This window comes from Haloferula rosea, from assembly GCF_016595525.1.
Taxonomy (GTDB): domain Bacteria; phylum Verrucomicrobiota; class Verrucomicrobiia; order Verrucomicrobiales; family Akkermansiaceae; genus Haloferula; species Haloferula rosea.
On record NZ_JAENII010000009.1, the window covers coordinates 198,930 to 216,079 of the forward strand.

At 61.2% G+C, this 17,150-nt stretch carries 17 protein-coding genes; 13 read left to right on the plus strand and 4 right to left on the minus strand.

What is annotated here, in order from left to right:
• Positions 1 to 16 precede the first annotated feature (16 nt).
• The 10 genes from JIN81_RS12825 to JIN81_RS12870 all read left to right on the plus strand — a co-directional run bounded on the left by JIN81_RS12825 (position 17) and on the right by JIN81_RS12870 (position 8,508).
• Entirely contained in the window at positions 17 to 214 is a 198-nt protein-coding gene (locus JIN81_RS12825; RefSeq protein WP_200280217.1) for an ATPase, read from the plus strand.
• Between the two features lie 87 nt (positions 215 to 301).
• Complete coding sequence (atpF, locus tag JIN81_RS12830) at positions 302 to 871, plus strand: F0F1 ATP synthase subunit B (protein ID WP_200280219.1); 570 nt, start codon at positions 302 to 304, stop codon at positions 869 to 871.
• A gap of 33 nt (positions 872 to 904) precedes the next feature.
• Complete coding sequence (locus JIN81_RS12835; protein ID WP_200280222.1) at positions 905 to 1,297, plus strand: F0F1 ATP synthase subunit delta; 393 nt, start codon at positions 905 to 907, stop codon at positions 1,295 to 1,297.
• A gap of 30 nt (positions 1,298 to 1,327) precedes the next feature.
• Complete coding sequence (atpA, locus tag JIN81_RS12840) at positions 1,328 to 2,869, plus strand: F0F1 ATP synthase subunit alpha (RefSeq protein WP_200280224.1); 1,542 nt, start codon at positions 1,328 to 1,330, stop codon at positions 2,867 to 2,869.
• A 44-nt stretch (positions 2,870 to 2,913) separates the two neighbouring features.
• The gene (gene atpG / locus JIN81_RS12845) at positions 2,914 to 3,813 is read left to right on the plus strand and encodes an ATP synthase F1 subunit gamma (RefSeq protein ID WP_200280226.1); all 900 of its coding nucleotides are present in this window, start codon (positions 2,914 to 2,916) and stop codon (positions 3,811 to 3,813) included.
• 85 nt (positions 3,814 to 3,898) lie between these two features.
• Positions 3,899 to 5,362, plus strand: coding sequence for a F0F1 ATP synthase subunit beta (atpD, locus tag JIN81_RS12850; RefSeq protein WP_200280228.1), 1,464 nt, complete (start codon positions 3,899 to 3,901; stop codon positions 5,360 to 5,362).
• Between the two features lie 90 nt (positions 5,363 to 5,452).
• Complete coding sequence (locus tag JIN81_RS12855) at positions 5,453 to 5,866, plus strand: F0F1 ATP synthase subunit epsilon (RefSeq protein ID WP_200280230.1); 414 nt, start codon at positions 5,453 to 5,455, stop codon at positions 5,864 to 5,866.
• 124 nt (positions 5,867 to 5,990) lie between these two features.
• Complete coding sequence (ispG, locus tag JIN81_RS12860; protein ID WP_200280232.1) at positions 5,991 to 7,778, plus strand: (E)-4-hydroxy-3-methylbut-2-enyl-diphosphate synthase; 1,788 nt, start codon at positions 5,991 to 5,993, stop codon at positions 7,776 to 7,778.
• A gap of 2 nt (positions 7,779 to 7,780) precedes the next feature.
• Positions 7,781 to 8,059: an ATP-dependent Clp protease adaptor ClpS gene (locus JIN81_RS12865; RefSeq protein ID WP_200280234.1), complete on the plus strand. Its 279-nt coding sequence runs from the start codon at positions 7,781 to 7,783 to the stop codon at positions 8,057 to 8,059.
• A complete protein-coding gene (locus JIN81_RS12870; protein WP_200280236.1) occupies positions 8,056 to 8,508 on the plus strand; it encodes a DUF2017 family protein in 453 nt (150 codons plus the stop codon). Before JIN81_RS12865 ends, JIN81_RS12870 begins: the two co-directional genes overlap by 4 nt.
• On the opposite strand, the gene JIN81_RS19325 is transcribed toward JIN81_RS12870, so the two are convergent.
• Both JIN81_RS19325 and JIN81_RS12880 read right to left on the minus strand, forming a co-directional pair.
• Complete coding sequence (locus JIN81_RS19325; RefSeq protein WP_200280239.1) at positions 8,495 to 9,433, minus strand: glycosyltransferase family 9 protein; 939 nt, start codon at positions 9,431 to 9,433, stop codon at positions 8,495 to 8,497. The genes JIN81_RS12870 and JIN81_RS19325 overlap by 14 nt on opposite strands.
• Positions 9,434 to 9,444: 11 nt before the next feature.
• Complete coding sequence (locus JIN81_RS12880; protein ID WP_200280242.1) at positions 9,445 to 10,065, minus strand: DOMON domain-containing protein; 621 nt, start codon at positions 10,063 to 10,065, stop codon at positions 9,445 to 9,447.
• 191 nt (positions 10,066 to 10,256) lie between these two features.
• On the opposite strand from JIN81_RS12880, the gene JIN81_RS12885 reads away from it, so the two are divergent.
• The 3 genes from JIN81_RS12885 to alaS all read left to right on the plus strand — a co-directional run bounded on the left by JIN81_RS12885 (position 10,257) and on the right by alaS (position 14,825).
• On the plus strand, positions 10,257 to 11,072 hold the full coding sequence (locus JIN81_RS12885) for a DUF1287 domain-containing protein (protein ID WP_200280245.1): 816 nt from the start codon (positions 10,257 to 10,259) through the stop codon (positions 11,070 to 11,072).
• The gene (locus JIN81_RS12890; RefSeq protein WP_200280248.1) at positions 11,069 to 11,920 is read left to right on the plus strand and encodes a sialate O-acetylesterase; all 852 of its coding nucleotides are present in this window, start codon (positions 11,069 to 11,071) and stop codon (positions 11,918 to 11,920) included. Before JIN81_RS12885 ends, JIN81_RS12890 begins: the two co-directional genes overlap by 4 nt.
• Before the next feature lie 79 nt (positions 11,921 to 11,999).
• On the plus strand, positions 12,000 to 14,825 hold the full coding sequence (gene alaS, locus JIN81_RS12895; protein ID WP_200280251.1) for an alanine--tRNA ligase: 2,826 nt from the start codon (positions 12,000 to 12,002) through the stop codon (positions 14,823 to 14,825).
• A gap of 7 nt (positions 14,826 to 14,832) precedes the next feature.
• On the opposite strand, the gene JIN81_RS12900 is transcribed toward alaS, so the two are convergent.
• Entirely contained in the window at positions 14,833 to 15,786 is a 954-nt protein-coding gene (locus JIN81_RS12900) for a hypothetical protein (protein ID WP_200280254.1), read from the minus strand.
• A gap of 82 nt (positions 15,787 to 15,868) precedes the next feature.
• Entirely contained in the window at positions 15,869 to 17,122 is a 1,254-nt protein-coding gene (argJ, locus tag JIN81_RS12905) for a bifunctional glutamate N-acetyltransferase/amino-acid acetyltransferase ArgJ (protein WP_200280256.1), read from the minus strand.
• Positions 17,123 to 17,150 lie beyond the last annotated feature (28 nt).

Sequence of the window (17,150 nt, forward strand, 5' to 3'; positions counted from 1 at the left end):
ACAACCAACTAACATCATGGTATTCAGCAAAGCATTCGCAGTGGCTCTCGCAGCCATTGGTGGCGCACTCGGCATCGGCATCCTTGGTTCCAAGGCCGCTGAAGCAACCGGACGCAATCCGGGCGCTGCGACTCCGATCCTCGTGATCTCCATCATTCTTGCCGCGCTTATCGAGGGTATCTTCATTCTCTCGGCCTTCGCTGTCGGCTTCTAAAGTCTGATTCCGCTCCATGCGCCGAGGTTCGGCGCATGGAGCACCCCTTTTCTCTTTTCCTCTTCTCAACCTTTTTCCGACTCCGCCATGATTTCCCTGATTGCTGATTCCGCGACGCAGATCATCGCTGCCTCCGATGCGGGCGCAGCCACTTCTGAAGGAGGGCCCCTTGCTCCCTTCGGTTGGCATCCGTGGTATTTCCTGGCCCAGCTGATCAACTTCTTCCTGGTGATCTTCGTGCTCAAGAAGTTCGCCTTCGGCCCGATCCAGGAAATCCTGGAGCAGCGCCGCAACCGGATCGCCGAAGGTGAGGAGAAGCTGAAGCGCATCGAGCGCCAGCTCGCCGAGTCCGAGGAGACCACGGCCGCCGCCATCGCCAAGGCCAACGAGGACGCCCAGCGCCTCATCACCGAAGCCAAGGAAAGCGCCGCTGCCCTTTCGGAAAGCAAGGCCCAGGAAGCCGTGGCCCAAGCCCAGCTCATCCTGTCCAAGGCCGAAGCTGCGGCCAAAGCCGAGCGCGCCCAGATCGCTTCCGAGCTCAAGAAGGAGTTCGGTCGCCTCGTGACCAGCACGACGGCCCAGGTGACCGGCAAGGTCCTCACCGACGACGATCAGAGCCGCATCAATCAGGAAGCCCTCGCCAAGGTCGAGAGCTGATCCGTTTTTCCCCAATTTTCCCACGATCTCATCATGAAGGTTTCCAAGGTCGCAGCATCCACGGCACGTCGCATTTTCACGATGTGCCAGACCGATGGTCGTCTTGATGAAGAGAAACTCAGCAAGGCGGTCAAGATGGTCGCCACGCGGAAGCCCCGCGATTACCGCGGCGTGCTGGTGTCCCTGAAGCGCCTCGTGCGCCTCGAGCTCCAGCGCAACAACGTGCTCATCGAGAGCGCAACTGAACTCGACGAAGCGACCCGGCAGAAGATCCAGAGCGATCTGAATGCCAAGCACGGCGCTACATTCAACTTCGAATACCGGACCAATCCGGAACTTCTCGGCGGACTCAAGGTCCGCATCGGCAACGACGTCTGGGACGGCTCCGTCAAGGGCCGGCTCGATCGTCTCGCTGAAGCCTTCTAAACTCACCGATCATTCCCAACTCGCACTGATATGAGCAGCATCCTGCAGGAACTTGAAAAGGAGATCTCGAACGTCTCGACCTCCGTTGAAAAGACCAACGTCGGCGTGGTCCGCGAAGTCGGTGACGGCGTCGCCAAGGTCGAAGGCCTTTCGGACGTCAGCCTGAACGAAATGATCGCCTTCCCAGGTGGTGTGACCGGTCTGGCGATGAACCTTGAGGAAAGTGAAGTCGGTGTCGTGCTTCTTGGGGATTATGCCAAGGTGACCGAAGGCACCGAGTGTCAGACCACCGGCAAGCAGCTTTCCGTTCCCGTTGGTCGCAAGGTTTTCGGTCGCGTGGTGAACGCCATCGGTGAGCCCCTTGACGGCAAGGGCGAGATCGAAGCGGATGCCTCTTACCCGATGGAGAAGATCGCTCCCGGTATCATTAAGCGGAAGTCGGTTTCGGTGCCCGTGCAGACCGGCATCATGTCCATCGACGCCATGATTCCCGTCGGCCGTGGCCAGCGTGAGCTCATCATTGGTGACCGCTCGACCGGCAAGTCCACGATCGCCGTCGACACCATCATTTCGCAGGCCAAGCAGAACAAGGCAGCCGAGCAGGGCAAGCTGAAGAATCACAAGCCGCTCTACTGCATCTACGTCGCCATCGGCCAGAAGCTCTCCAACGTCGCCCGGATCCAGAAGACCCTGGAAGACGCCGGTGCCATGGAATACACGACCATCGTTTCGGCTTCCGCTTCGGACGCCGCCGCCATGCAGTATCTCGCCCCTTACGGTGGCTGCGCGATTGCGGAATACATGATGGATCAGGGTGAAGACTGCCTGATCGTGTTCGATGACCTTTCCAAGCACGCTGTGGCTTACCGTCAGGTGTCGCTGATTCTGAAGCGTCCTTCCGGTCGTGAGGCCTACCCGGGTGACGTGTTCTACCTCCACTCCCGTTTGCTCGAGCGTTCCGCCCGTCTTTCCGAGGAAGCCGGTGGTGGTTCGCTCACCGCCCTGCCGATCATTGAGACCCAGGCTGGCGACGTTTCGGCCTACATTCCGACCAACGTGATTTCCATCACCGACGGTCAGATCTACCTCGAAACCGACCTGTTCAACCAAGGTATCCGCCCGGCGATTTCGGTCGGTCTCTCGGTGTCCCGTGTGGGATCCGCCGCCCAGACCAAGACGATCAAGTCGGTGGCCGGCACGACCAAGCTCGACCTCGCCCAGTATCGCGAACTCCAGGCATTCGCCCAGTTCGGATCGGACCTCGACGCATCGACCAAGGCGAAGCTCGACCGCGGTGCCCGCATCGTGGAGCTCTTCAAGCAGAACCAGTACTCGCCGCTCTCCATGGAGCTCGAGTCGATCTATCTGTTCGCCATGCAGAACGGTTACTTCGACGACGTCGAAGTGGAGCGCGTGAAGGAATTCCAGGCGGCCATGGGTGAGTTCTTCGAAAGCCGCAAGAACGAGCTTCTCGACAAGATCCGGAACGAAAAGCCGGACCTGAAGAAGAACACCGAGATGGTCGACGCCGTGAAGCAGGCGCTCAACGACTTCAAGGGCACCTGGAAGTAATTCCTTTTTCCCGTTTTTTAATCACCCCGTTCGTTCGTTAGACCATGGCCAACCTCCGCGACATCCGCCGACGCATCAAGTCGGTCAAGAACACCGCCCAGATCACCCGGGCGATGCAGCTTGTCGCTGCGGCGAAGATGAAGAAGGCGCAGGACCAGGCCGTTGCCGGCCGGGACTATGCGGATCTTCTCAACAAGGTGTTGGTCAACCTGAAGGAGAACGCGGATGAGGAATCCCACCCCCTTCTCGAACAACGCGAGGAAGGGAAGGAACTGGTCCTGGTCATCTCGACCGACAAGGGCCTCTGTGGACCACTCAATACGAACCTCGGCAAGGCCGTTCGGAGTGACATTTCCGCAGATGCGGACATCGTCACCGTGGGTCGCAAGCTGCGCACGCAGCTCACCAAGCTCGGCCGCGATCTCGTGGCGGACTTCGAGGTGAAGGATCCCGTTCCATTTGCGGAAGCCCGCCCGATTGCGAAGCTCCTCACCCAGCTCTTCCTCGACGGCAAGTACTCCAAGGTCAGCGTGGCCTTCAACAACTTCGTCAGCACCCTGAATCAGGAGCCGACCGTGGTGCAGTTGCTTCCCATCACCAGCGACAAGCTCGGTGAGAAGCGCAGCTACGAAGGCATGGGCAACGACGTCAAGGTCGAGGAGACGGATCACGCCGCCGCGCTCTCGAAGGATTATCTCTTCGAGCCCAGCTCCCAAGGCGTGCTCGAATCGCTCCTTCCTCTCTACATCAACTTCCAGGTTTACCAGATGCTGGTGGAGAGTCGTGCGTCCGAGCACTCCGCACGGATGGTTGCCATGAAGGCCGCTACCGACAACGCCAACAAGTTCATCAAGGAACTCACGTTGGAATACAACAAGCTGCGCCAGGCAGCGATCACCGCAGAACTTCTCGAAATCACCACCGCCATGAAGGCGATGGAATGATCCCTCTCTGTTATTGGTTGTCAGTTTGTCTGATGACCGCACGCCAGACCCACTGATAACGATTAACGATTAACTGATAACGGAAATGTCCAACCAAGGAACCATCGTCCAGGTCATCGGCGCCGTCGTCGACGCCGACTTCTCGAAAGCCACCAAGCTTCCCGCCATCTTCAACGCCCTTGAAGTCACCTACAACTTGAACGGCGTCGACACCACTCTGGTGCTCGAAGTCCAGCAGCACCTTGGTGACGGCTGGGTTCGCGCCGTGTCCATGTCGACTTCGGACGGCCTCAAGCGTGGCATGGTCCTGACCGATACCGGCAAGCCCATCGCGGTTCCTGTCGGAAGTCAGGTGCTCGGCCGTATCTTCAACGTCACCGGCGATCTGGTGGACGAAAACAAGGCTCTTCCTGATGCGGATCATCGCTCTCCGATTCACCGCCCTGCTCCGGCCCTGACCGACCAGGCAGCGACTGCCGAAGTGCTCGAAACGGGCATCAAGGTGATCGACCTCGTGGCTCCCTTCCTCAAGGGCGGCAAGGTGGGTGCCTTCGGTGGTGCCGGTGTCGGCAAGACCGTGGTCATCATGGAGCTGATCAACAACATCGCGAAAGGCCACGGTGGTTATTCCGTGTTCGCCGGTGTGGGTGAGCGGACCCGTGAGGGTAACGACCTTTACTGGGAAATGATCGAAGGTGGCGTCATCGCCACCGAGAAGGACGAGAACGGTCATCCGAAGATGAACGACAACGGCACTCCGGTCCTCGCCGAAGGATCCAAGGTGGCCCTCGTTTATGGTCAGATGAACGAGCCTCCGGGTGCCCGTCTTCGTGTTGCGCTTTCCGCGCTGACGATGGCCGAGCACTTCCGTGATGAGGAGAACCAGGACGTGCTTCTTTTCGTCGACAACATCTTCCGTTTCTCGCAAGCGGGTTCCGAGGTTTCCGCGCTTCTCGGCCGGACACCATCGGCCGTGGGTTACCAGCCGACGCTTTCCGAGGAAATGGCCGGTCTCCAAGAACGGATCACCTCGACCAACAAGGGATCGATTACCTCGCTCCAGGCCGTTTACGTTCCTGCGGACGACCTTACCGACCCCGCTCCCGCGAACACCTTCGCCCACCTCGACGCCAACGTCGTGCTTGAGCGTTCGCTTGCGGAACAGGCCCTCTTCCCAGCGGTTGACCCGCTTGCCTCCAACTCGAAGGCGCTCGCGCCGGAAGTGGTTGGTGAAGAGCACTACCGTGTTGCCCGCGGCGTCCAGCAGGTGCTTCAGCGCTACAAGGACCTTCAGGACATCATCGCGATTCTCGGCATGGACGAGCTTTCCGACGAGGACAAGCTCAGCGTGTTCCGCGCCCGTAAATTGCAGCGTTTCCTGACCCAGCCGTTCCACGTGGCCGAAGTCTTCACCAACGTTCCCGGCGAGTATGTCTCCGTTGAGGACACCGTGAAGGGCTTCGCCCAGATTCTCGCCGGTGAGTGGGACGACGTGCCGGAAGGTAACTTCTACATGAAGGGCGGCATCGAAAGCGTGTCGCGCGATTGAACCGGGTTTGCAGGTTCTCAGCGTCCGGCATCCCTGGGGTGACCCACCGGAGCCGGCGCCGAAGACCAAGCCCCAGGAACTGAAAAGTCTATGTCACTCCACCTCGAAATCGTCACTCCCGAGAAGAAGATCTTCTCGGACACCGTTGGCAACGTGTATCTGCCGGGTGCCAATGGCGAGATGGGCATTCTCGAAGGCCACGCCGCCTTGGTGAGTGCTCTGGAGCCAGGTGAGTTGAGCTACGAGAAGGATGGTAGCACCTTTCTTCTCGCGGTGGGTTCCGGATTCGCCGAAATCACGCAGGAGCGCGTCAGCATCCTGACCGACATGGCGCTCGGTGAGGAGGAAATCGACGAGCATTCCGCGGAAGCGGCCATGAAGCGTGCCGAAGAGCAGCTCGCCGGCATGTCCCACGACCATGACGCGGAAGAGATGGCCCACCTTCAGGCTTCGATTGCCAAGGCGACCGCCCAGCTCAACCTGAAGCGCCGCACGCGCCACTGAGCCTGAGTTTTTCCCAGGCCCGCGCTTCCCTGCTTGGGAGCGCGGGCCTTTTTGTTTCTCTCCATCACCTTTGCGCTGGTATCAGTGGCAAGCTCCCACCGATTGGTGTATTCCCTTCCTGCGCATGTCCAAAGACCTGAGATACTGTCCTGATCTGCTTCACTACTCCCGCCGCGAGAGCCGGGAGGTCATGGTGGGCAATGTCGGAATCGGTGGGGGCAACCCCATCCGGATTCAGTCGATGATCACCGCGGACACCCGCGATACCCCGGCGTGTGTGAAGGAGACCCTCGACCTGGCAGAGGCGGGTTGTGAAATCGTCCGGGTCACGGCACAAACGAGGAAGTATGCCGAGAACCTGGAGAATATCGCAAGGGAGGTCCGGGCGGCCGGATGTGATGTGCCGTTGGTTGCCGATATCCATTTCAAACCCGACGCAGCACTCGAGGCGGCCAAGTGGGTCGAGAAAATCCGGGTGAATCCGGGGAACTACGCCGACAAGAAGAAGTTCGAGGTCCGCGAGTATACGGACGCGCAGTATGAGGAGGAACTTGAGCGCATCCGCGAGCAGTTCGCGCCTTTGGTCGACCTGTGCAAGGAGAAGAACCGGGCGATGCGGATCGGCACCAACCATGGCTCCCTTTCCGACCGGATCATGAACCGTTATGGCGATACGCCTCTGGGCATGGTCGAGAGCGCGTTTGAGTTCGCACGCATCGCGCGGGAGATGGATTACCACAACTTCGTCTTCTCGATGAAGGCATCGAATCCGAAGGTCATGATCGAGGCGTACCGTCTTCTTGTGGCGCGGCTGGAGCAGGAGGGGGGCGACTGGAATTATCCGATCCATCTGGGCGTGACCGAAGCCGGTGACGGTGAGGACGGCCGGATCAAGAGCGCGATCGGGATTGGTTCGTTGCTCGGGGACGGCATTGGCGACACGATCCGGGTTTCTCTAACGGAGGATGCGATCCATGAGATCCCCGTGGCGAAGAAGTTGGCGGCGCCGTTTGACAAGGTGGAGCGGGACGCTCCAGCCACCTGTCAGGGTCCGAAGCCGTCCTATGATCCCTTCAGCTACGAGAGGCGTCGTAGCGAGGTGATGGAAGTCGGTGGGCTCGAGCTCGGGGGTGAGCAGCCCATCCGGGTCTTCACTTCACAGGAGAAGTGGAATGCCGTTGCCCACAAGATTGCCAAGATGGGCGACTACAAGCCGGAGATCGTCATCGAGCAGTCCGGCGTGGTGGCTCTGGATCCGAGGGATGACGACAGGATCTCACAACTCAACGGCGAGGACTCTCCGGTCCTGGTGACCGTTGTCGATCATCTGGATATGCCGGTGGTCTTTGCCTTCCGGATGCTTGCCTTCAAGCTGGACCCCAGACACCCGATCCTGCTCAAGGACACGCTGGAGCCGGTTGATGGTGAGAATGATTTCACCGAAAGCCTGCTCGTCGGTGCGCGCCGGATCGGCTCGCTGCTCTGCGACGGGATCGGGGACGCGGTGATCGTGCAGGGGGAATCCGCGCCGGGACAGTCGCTGCGGATTTCTTACAACATCCTCCAGGCGGCGGGCGCACGGATCTTCAAGACCGATTATGTGGCCTGTCCGAGTTGTGGTCGGACGCTTTTCAACCTGCAGACGACCACGCAGAAGATCCGCGAGGCAACCGGTCACCTGAAGGGGGTGAGGATCGCGGTGATGGGCTGCATTGTGAACGGCCCGGGCGAGATGGCGGATGCCGACTTCGGATACGTCGGCGGAGCTCCCGGGAAGATCAACCTGTATGTCGGGAAGCAGGCCGTGAAGTTCAATATCCCGCAGGACGAGGCGGTGGATCGTCTGATCGATCTGATCAGGGACCACGGCAAATGGATCGACGCTCCTGAGGGCGAACCCGTTGAGGTTTAGCCATGTCGGAGAGTGAGACCTTGTTGCAGGATTCCACGGCTCTCGATCAGCCGTGGCAGGTGGTCGTTTACGACGACCCGGTGAACCTGCAGACCTATGTCACGATGGTCTTCATGAAGGTGCTTGGCTACGGGCGTCCGCGGGCGGAGGAGTTGATGCTCGAAGTCCATCAACTTGGACGATCGGTGGTGTGGACCGGCGGCCGGGAGAGGGCGGAACTCTACACCCAACAGCTCCAGTCGCATCAGTTGCAGACGGCGATGGAGAAAGCAGGGTCATGAAGGCGGCACCGACACTGGATGGCAGGGTCCGGATCGATCCTGAGTCCGAGCTGGATCTGATCGTGCTGCGCTCGATCATTCCCGATGCCCAGGGCAACGGGGAGGCGCTGGCTGCCCGGCTTGGAACTGGCATGGATCCAAGTGCGTCCGAAGATTGGGAGGATTTCGTGAAGCCGGATCTCGAAGAGCAATTCAACCAACAGGTATTGACGGTGGCCGGTGTGCTCGCCGAGGCGAAACCGGGGGTCCCGCTCTTCATTGGCAAGGAGGACTCGGATTCGTGGTATGGCGCGCTGAATCAGGCGCGGCTGGCGCTTCATGACCAGCATGGCTTCGACGATGAGGAAGAGCTCGAGGAAATGAGTGAGGAGAGGGCTGCGGCGCGGATCCGCTCGCATTTCTATCAGGTGTTGCAGGGCCTGCTCCTCGATGTGCTCATGTTTCCATGAAGGTCGTCAGCTCGTCGTGGACTTGATCGACCTCGAGCTCGAGTTGGCAGCGCAGGTCGAGAGCGCATCGATCGAGCAGGCAGGGTGAGCACTCGGCCTTCCGGCGGATGGAAAGGTGCTGTTTGCCGAGCGGTCGCGTCCGGCCGGGGTCACCGGGTCCGAAGAGCACCACGCAGGTGACTCCGAACGCAGCGGCCATGTGAGGAAAGGAGGAATCCGCCGCCAGGCAGTAGGCGTAGGCAGCAGTTTGTGTGGGGGACCGCGGTTCGACGAAATGAAGGCTTGTCGCTTCGGCAATCCGGCGGGCGATGGGGCCGGAGTCGTGAATGTGGATGCGCTCCCGGTCGAGGGGAAGCCGCTCGATCAGTTCCAACCATCGCTCGGCGGGCCATTGGAAGTGATCACCAAAATCCGAATCGGGTGAGAGTAGCCAAACCCCGGTGTGCTGATCGGAGGTGCCGGGCAGCGGGCTGAAGTGGCCGGGTTCAAGGGGACCGGCGCCGAGGTGGGCGACGGAATCGAGGAACCGACGGACTTGGTGCTCCGGAGGTCCGGGGCGTCGGGTGAGCGTGATCGGGTGGGTGAGCGATTTGGCCAATCCCTTCGCGGGGAGGCCGTGTCTGGCTTGAACCCCTGCGTGGATCATCGCCTGGGCACCGATGCTGTTCTCCCAGAGCAGGCATTGGGCGATCCCATCCAGTTCCTTGGCGAGCACCCGGGGTTTCGTCGATGGCTCGAAGGAGCGGACTTCCCGGAGACCGGTGGCTTCCCACAACTCGCGCTGGAAGTCCGGACAAAGGATGTGGACCGCCCGCTTCTCGGCCAAGGCGCGGGTGGCAGGCAGGGAGAAGCAGGCGTCCCGCCACTGGGCCGGAGCGACGATCCACAGCGGATCGTCGGAGAGGGGGCAGGAGGGATCAGCCACGATGGATGGACTTAGGAATTGGGCTCGGCTCCGGGCAAGCTGCCTTCGTGGACGCGGAGCGGAGTGAATGCGGCTGGGCGGTGGAAATCCGGTTCGCCTCCGCCGAGTGGAGCGGCGGTGAGGAATTGCTGGTCGGGTGAGTTGATGATGAAGGCCACGTTCGCGGTGGTGTCGGGGCCAAGGTGCAGTTGATCCTTCAGCGATTCGAGGGGGATGGCCATCGCGGCGACCCAGCCGCCATCCGGTGCGAGTTCAGCGAAGGTTTCGACTCCCGGCCACGGCTGGTCTTCCGGGTGTACACGGACCCGGGGGCTGGAGAACTCGCAACTCCACCACGCGCCATTCGGGGCGAGATTGAACTCCACGTAGTGCCCGCGGGCAGGGTCGTGAAGAAAGAGCTCGGCCACATCGTGCTTCCACAGCTCGGCCTGGAAGCGACCGGGTCGGGCCTTCGGGTGGAGTTCAGCGGGCTGGCTCCGGGTGGCGATGAACCAGAGTCGTTGTGGATCAACGGCGAGCGAATAGGCTGCCGGAGGTGACACGGGCGAGCCATCCCAATCCCGGACGATCCCAAGGAGTGAAACGTCGAGCTCGCCCCAGACCAATGGCTGGTCAAATCGCACAAGATGCATGACTTCGCATACCGTGTGCTTGACCGGTGGTCGAGCGCGAGATAATCCCTGTGTGCAGGAAAACCAGCCATTCTCTCTGCTCCAAGTCCTTTGTTTTGTAAGGGTTAGGCGTGGGCCTCATTAGGGGAAAGAGAAAATAAGAATTCCCGTATTGTATTTACTTCTCTGCCTGTTATTTGAGCTCTAAATCGATGTCCCGCAAATCGCGCAACTCTCTGGATACCATCGAGTATATTGGTCCTCGCCCGCAGAAACCGCAGGCGAAACGCCCGAATTTTCTGGGTGGCTGGGTCGTGCTTTTGATTGCAGCTGGCGCGGTCTATTTCTTCGGCAAACCGTTCCTGCCTCTGCTTCAGGCGCAGAACACAGCGCCCAACAGTGAGCGTGCCGATGTGCTCATTGCAGCGCTCCAGCCTTCCGCCCGTGCGGGGGATCGGCTCGCTGCCGCAGCGCTCCAGCGGACCCGCTTCGAAGTGTCTTACGAAGACGCCTACTATGCCATCGACTACCCGAATGGCGACATCCCGTCCGACAAGGGGCGGGCTGAAGATTTGATCGTCCGTTCCTACCGTGCGCTCGGGGTCGACCTGCAGCAGCGGGTGCATGAGGACATGAAGGGCCACTTCGCGGAGTACCCGCAGATCTTCGGGCGCAAGAGTGCGGACCCGAACATCGACCACCGCCTGACTCCCAACCTGCAGCGCTTTTTCCGTCGCTGCGGCGCCGAACTCCTCGTGACGAATGAGGATGGCGAAGAGGTTCCAAGCCGGAATGGCGAAGACTACCTGACCGGTGACGTCGTCACCTGGCGCCTTGCCGGTGGTCGTCCGCACATTGGCATCGTGGTTCCCGGACCCGGCGAGCACCGCGACTCCCCATGGGTGGTTCACAACATGGGCGCAGGTCCCGTGTGGGAAAACTGCCTGCTCGATTTCAAGATCACCGGTCACTATCGCTACGAAGGCGATGAGGCGATCGATCTGAGTGCGCTCCTGGGTGACTCATGAAGCTGACCGCCCGTCGGCGGTTTCAGCTCAACTGGTTTCCGCCACGCGCTGCGGGACCATGGCGGATTCCTGCGGATCCGGACCGCTTCGATCTGTTCCTTCTGATGGGGCAGTCGAACATGGCGGGCTTTGGGTGCGTTCGCTCCGACGATCCTTGGAGCCCCGGGGATTTTGATCCTGAGCCAGGTGTTCTGGTATTTGGTGGGCAGTCGAAGGTGCGTTCCGAGAGTCCTCAGGGTCGGATGGTTTGGCGTCCGGCGGCCCACCCCTTGCATTTGAATCAGAGGAGCTGTGGATTCGGCCTCGGCCTGCCCTTTGCGTCCAGCCTCAGAGAAGCCGCGCCAGAGCGCATGGTCGGGCTCATCCCGTGTGCGTGGGGAGGAGCGGCGATTTCGGAAATCCACCGCGGCACTCCCTTGTTCCGGAATGCAGTCCGCAGGGTCAGGCATGGCCAGAGGGTCGGCCGACTCCGCGGGGTGCTTTGGCATCAGGGGGAATCCGATACGCGCACGGCTGATGCCGCCGCGGTTCATGCAGATTTGCTCAGGGCGTTCATGGGCGATCTCCGAAGGGAGGTCGACCAAGCGGATCTTCCGTTCCTGATTGGTGATCTTGCCGAGTTCACGCAGACCTTCAAGAGCGAGCGAAACCCACCGATGGCCGAGTGGAATGCGCAAGTTCGAGCGGGACTGCGGGAGGTGGCAAGCACGGACCCGTTCGCAGCGTTCATCGAGAGCGAGGGGCTGACTGGGGTGGACGACGTCCATTTCGGTCGCCGTTCGCTGATCGAGTTCGGCAATCGCTATGCGCGGGCATGGCTGGAGTGGGGGAAATCCCCGGCGTCCTGAGCGCGAAGCCCGGGCTTTACTCCCCGCGGTGATTCTCTCATGGTCCCGGCCCTTTCGTCTTCAACGACTTCCTGCACCCATGACCGCCGCTGAAATCCGCCAGAGCTTCCTCGATTTCTTCCATGAGAAGCAGCACACTATCGTGCCCTCCGCGTCGCTGCTTCCGCAGTCACCGGGTCTGCTGTTTACCAATGCCGGGATGAATCCCTTCGTGCCGTATTTCCTCGGAACGGAGGAGCCTCCCTTCAGTCCGCCGCGGGCGACCGATACCCAGAAATGCATCCGCGCCGGTGGCAAGCACAACGATCTCGAGGACGTCGGCTACGATACCTATCACCACACCCTGTTCGAGATGTTGGGCAACTGGTCCTTCGGTGATTACTTCAAGAAGGAGGCCATTGCCTGGGCATGGGAGCTGGTGGTGGAACGTTGGGGTCTGCCAGCCAACCGTCTTTACGCGACCGTCTATTCTCCGGACAAGAGCAAGGGAGACCCCGGTGAGTTCGATCAGGAGGCATGGGACCTGTGGGCCGAGTTGTTCCGTTCGAAGGGATTGGATCCACGCATCCACATCGTCGACGGCAATGTGGAGGACAACTTCTGGATGATGGGTGAAACCGGTCCGTGCGGCCCGTGCTCGGAACTGCACGTCGACATGACTCCGGAAGGCGATTCCCGCGGGGAGTTGGTGAACAAGGACTCCGACCTGTGCATCGAGATCTGGAACCTCGTCTTCATCCAGTACAATGCCGAGTCGGACGGCACCTTCCGTGACCTTCCCGCCTGCCACGTCGATACCGGCATGGGCTTTGAGCGCGTGTGCTCGCTGATTCAGAATACCAAGGGCTTCACGGATTTCTCGGAGAAGCCGACCAACTACGCGACGGACGTGTTCACGCCGATCTTCCGCAAGTTGGAGGAGCTCAGTGGCAAGACCTACCACGACATCTATCCGGAGCCGGATGCGGATCGTTCCGCGTTCTCCGACGAGATGAAGGAGGCCATCGCCTTTCGTGTGATCGCCGATCACCTGCGGACGCTATCCTGCTCGATCGCCGACGGGATCCAGCCGGGAAACAACGGTCGGAACTACGTCCTTCGTCGTATTTTGCGCCGTGCCGTGCGCTACGGTCGCCAGCTCGGGTTCTCGGGAGAGAAGCCGTTCTTCGGTCAGTTGGTTGGCACTCTGGCGGCCCAGCTCGGCGATGTCTTCCCGGAGTTGAGGGACCGCGAGGCCTCGGTCCGGCTGACGCTCGAGCGCGAGGAGGGAAGCTTCAACGAGACCCTCGACCGCGGACTCAAGCGCTTCGAGGATGCCCTGCCCGCGGTGAAGGACGGCATCCTTTCCGGTGAAGTGGCCTTTCAGCTTTACGATACCTTTGGTTTCCCCGTCGACCTGACGCAACTGCTCTGCGAAGAGCGTGGCATCAAGGTGAACATGCAGCGCTTCGATGAGCTGATGGACGAGCAGAAGAAGAAGGCGCAGGCGGCACAGAAGACGACGATCGTGCGTGCCCTCGACATCAAGACCGATGCGATCACTGAGTTCGTCGGGTTCGATCAGGATGAAGCGGATGTCATGGTGCTTGAAGTGCATCCGCAGGAAGACGCGCTCTTCGTCATCACCGATGCCACTCCGTTTTACGCGGAGATGGGTGGTCAGGTCGGAGATACGGGTATTCTGGTCAAGGGGCCGCTGGCTCACGACGTCAGCGCGGTCCAGCAAATCGGACGTGCCCGCGCCCACGCCATTCCCGGGGATGCCGACGTGCAGCCGGGTGACAGCGTGAAGCTGCGCATCGACCACCGCCGCCGCCGCCCGATCGAGTCGCATCACACCGCGACCCACCTGCTTCACTGGGCGCTTCACGAGGTGGTGTCCTCGGATGTCGCCCAGCAGGGTTCGGCAGTGGATGAGGAGCGTCTTCGCTTCGACTTCAACAGTGGAGCGGTGAGCCGCGAGCAGATCGAGCAGATCGAGGAACTGGTGAACGAGAAGATCTTTGCGGATGTCTCCGTTTCCTGGAAGGAGATCCCGTATTCGGAAGCGAAGGACCGTGAGGACATCATGCAGTTCTTCGGCGACAAGTACGGAGATACGGTGCGCGTCGTACAAATCGGCGGGGAAGCCGGGAAGCTCGATGGCTTCGCCATGGAACTCTGCGGTGGAACGCATGTCGGCAATACGCGTGCGGTCGGCTTCTTCAAGATCAAGTCGGAGGGCGCGATCGCCTCGGGAGTCCGCCGGATCGAGGCGGCCTGCGGTGAACGGGCATGGGAATACCTCGTGCAGTACGCCGAGCAGTTGCGGGTTGAGGCGGAGGGCCTGACCGAGAAGCTGGCTGCCGCCAATGAGCGCCTTTCAGAGCTCGGTGAGGAACCACTCGAGGTGGGCAAGATGCCGCGGATCATGGCGGCCATGCTGGCCGAGAACCGGGATGTGAAGCAGATCAACGACACCTTCGGCGGTCTGCGCCGCAAGGTGGAGGAGTTGAAGGAAGCCGGCATCACGGCCGAGAAGAAGGTCAAGAAGCTGGAGGCATCCGCCGCTGCCAAGCAAGCGGACTCCGCGCTGGCCCTGCTGATCGAGAAGGGCGAGCCGATCGTGACCGCTTTGGAATCGAACGCCGGAGTGCTCCAGGAGTTGCTGAACGGACTGAAGAAGAAGCAGTTCGGCGAGGCCGCCTTCCTGGTCGTCGATGACGGCAGCAAACTGCATCTCGGAGTCTATTGCGGTGCCTCGGCATTGGACCGCGGTCTGAAGGCCGGGGATGTGCTGCGCGAGCTTTCCGCCATCGTCGGTGGCAAGGGTGGCGGCAAGCCGGAGATGGCGCGGGGTGCCGCACCGAAGTCGGACAAGCTGGCGGAGTTGGAAACCGCAGCCCGCGAAATGTTCGCTTCCTGACCGGGAATCAGCCCGGGTCGGGTGCCGCGGCTGGCGGATTCACCAACTCGCGGAACTGGGCTTCCCAGTCCCGTGCGTCGGTGTGGGTCAGGTTGTCCTGAAGGTGCTTCAGCATGTTGATGGCCGCCACCCTCTCATCCCCTGCGGCGAAGAGGTCGGCCTCCATCTGCCAATCCAGTTTCGGCTTGGTCTCGATGAGGAATTTTTCGCGTGCCTCGGTCATGCCGGGGTTTTTCTTGTCGATCGGCTCGCTGGACCAGAAGCCTGCCGCGAGTTCTTCGAATTTGATCCGTTTCTGCCAAGCGGCACGCAGCCCGGCGAAGTCGCGCTTCTCGCGGAGGGCCGGGAAGATGAGCTTCTGGAAAGGACCGTCCACCCGGATGCCGCGCTGGGTCTTCTCCAGGGGCGACATCGGCCAGTCCGGGACCTTGTAGCCGGTGAGACCGTAGGCGCGGGCGAAATACGTGCTGCTCACGGATTGCGCGAGCACCCCGGTGTGGGGGCGGAGTTCGGCGGGCACCTGATAGATGCTGTCGAGCATGCCGAGGGCCTCGTTGGCGAGGGAGTAGGCCTTGTCCGGGCTTCCTGCGGCTTTCATCGTCAGCACCGTCCAGCGAAGTTGGTGGCGCAGCGCGAGGGCATGGGCTTCGTCGTCCAGCCGGTCGTCGTGGCGCTTCCTCCAGTCGCGGAAGTCCGAGGCCTTCCGATCGCGCTCGATGAAGTCGACCTTTTCCACGCACTTCAGGTAGAGGGCGGTGGCGGCTTCCCCGCTTTGCATGCCTTCCCGGAATGCCTCGGAGGCTCCATCAAAGCGGCCGATCGCATGGGAGCGGGCTTCGTCGCGGAGCGTGTTGAGTCGTTCGATCAGTTCCATCCGGTCGACACTCGAGAGGGGCTCGGCAGACAACCATCCGGACGTGATGAGGAGCAGGACGGCAGGGATCGCGAATGTTCGGCTCATGGGCATTCTGATTGGGATTCGGGCTTGGGTTCGGCTCGTTTCGATGGATCGACCATTCGGTCGCGCTCCATGGCATACCCGCTCAGACCAGCCCGTCTTTCCGTGCCTGTTTCCAGTAGGCGTATTCCGAGCGATTGAAATCAATGTACTCGGGAGAGAAATCGCTGCTGTACATGTCGTAGTCGGCCTGGCCCTGATTCAGCGAGATATCGATGGCAAACTCCGGTTTCGAAGCGATGTCGCGGAGTTTTTGCATCGGGGTGTCGGTTTGCAGGCCACCGAGGCAGGCGGGGATCCCATCGTAGTGGATGTCGATCAACTCTTCGCGGATGCGCGCCCGGGAATACCCGACGGCATGGATCACGCGGCCCCAGTTCGGGTCCTCGCCATTCCATGAGGCCTTGACCAGGGCGGACTTGCATACTGCCTCGGCAACCTTCTGGGCGTCGGCAAAGGTGCGCGCGCCGTTGACCTTGACGTGGACGAACTTGGTTACCCGCTCGCCGTCGCGCACGATGTCCTTGGCCAGCTCGAGCATCAACCAGCGCAGGGCCTTGGCGAACTGGCGGCAGCGGGGTCCGCTGCGCCGTGCCGGAGTCATGCCGGACTGGCCGTTGGCGAGCACCAGCACGGTGTCGTTGGTACTGGTATCCCCGTCGATGGTGATCCGGTTGAAACTTTCGTCCACCGCCTCGTGGACCGAACGCTGCAGGCAGTCGCGCGGGATGTTGGCGTCGGTGGTGATGAAGCACAGCATGGTCGCCATGCTCGGGCAGATCATTCCAGCTCCCTTGACACAGCCGCCGAGCCGGACGCGGTGCTTGCCGATGTCGAAGGAAATGGCCAGCTGCTTCTCCCGCGTATCACTGGTCATGATGGCGCGGGCCACATCGTCGCCCTGCTTCCTCCCGAGACCGTTGACCAAGGCCTCGTAGTGAGGATCGATCCGCATCATCGGCATCGGCAGGCCGATCACGCCGGTCGAACACACGCCGACTTCGCTGCGCTTCAGGCCAAGGGGCTTGGCCACTCCGTCGGCCATGGCGCGGGCGTCGTGGACCCCCTGCAAACCGGTGCAGGCGTTGGCGTTCCCGGAGTTCGCGATGATGGTGCGGATTTCGCCCCGGCGCAGGTGGTTCTGGGTGAGCTTCACCGGTGCGGCCTTCACTCGGTTCGTGGTGAAGGTACCGGCCGAGGTGCAGGGGAACTCCGAGTGGATCAGGGCCAGATCGAGGCGCTCGACGTCGGGGTTCTTGATCCCGCAGGCGACCGCCGAGGTGGCGAAACCTTTTGGCGCGCCGACGCCGCCTTTGATTCGGGTGAAAGGGAAATCCATGGGAGTGGGCGATGAGCCTGACAACCTA

Coding starts and splice junctions, on each gene's coding strand:
- JIN81_RS12825 (WP_200280217.1), top strand. CDS start 17: ATGGTATTCAGCAAAGCATTCGCAGTGGCTCTCGCAGCCATTGGTGGC.
- atpF (WP_200280219.1), top strand. CDS start 302: ATGATTTCCCTGATTGCTGATTCCGCGACGCAGATCATCGCTGCCTCC.
- JIN81_RS12835 (WP_200280222.1), top strand. CDS start 905: ATGAAGGTTTCCAAGGTCGCAGCATCCACGGCACGTCGCATTTTCACG.
- atpA (WP_200280224.1), top strand. CDS start 1,328: ATGAGCAGCATCCTGCAGGAACTTGAAAAGGAGATCTCGAACGTCTCG.
- atpG (WP_200280226.1), top strand. CDS start 2,914: ATGGCCAACCTCCGCGACATCCGCCGACGCATCAAGTCGGTCAAGAAC.
- atpD (WP_200280228.1), top strand. CDS start 3,899: ATGTCCAACCAAGGAACCATCGTCCAGGTCATCGGCGCCGTCGTCGAC.
- JIN81_RS12855 (WP_200280230.1), top strand. CDS start 5,453: ATGTCACTCCACCTCGAAATCGTCACTCCCGAGAAGAAGATCTTCTCG.
- ispG (WP_200280232.1), top strand. CDS start 5,991: ATGTCCAAAGACCTGAGATACTGTCCTGATCTGCTTCACTACTCCCGC.
- JIN81_RS12865 (WP_200280234.1), top strand. CDS start 7,781: ATGTCGGAGAGTGAGACCTTGTTGCAGGATTCCACGGCTCTCGATCAG.
- JIN81_RS12870 (WP_200280236.1), top strand. CDS start 8,056: ATGAAGGCGGCACCGACACTGGATGGCAGGGTCCGGATCGATCCTGAG.
- JIN81_RS12880 (WP_200280242.1), bottom strand. CDS start 10,065: ATGCATCTTGTGCGATTTGACCAGCCATTGGTCTGGGGCGAGCTCGAC.
- JIN81_RS12885 (WP_200280245.1), top strand. CDS start 10,257: ATGTCCCGCAAATCGCGCAACTCTCTGGATACCATCGAGTATATTGGT.
- JIN81_RS12890 (WP_200280248.1), top strand. CDS start 11,069: ATGAAGCTGACCGCCCGTCGGCGGTTTCAGCTCAACTGGTTTCCGCCA.
- alaS (WP_200280251.1), top strand. CDS start 12,000: ATGACCGCCGCTGAAATCCGCCAGAGCTTCCTCGATTTCTTCCATGAG.
- JIN81_RS12900 (WP_200280254.1), bottom strand. CDS start 15,786: ATGAGCCGAACATTCGCGATCCCTGCCGTCCTGCTCCTCATCACGTCC.
- argJ (WP_200280256.1), bottom strand. CDS start 17,122: ATGGATTTCCCTTTCACCCGAATCAAAGGCGGCGTCGGCGCGCCAAAA.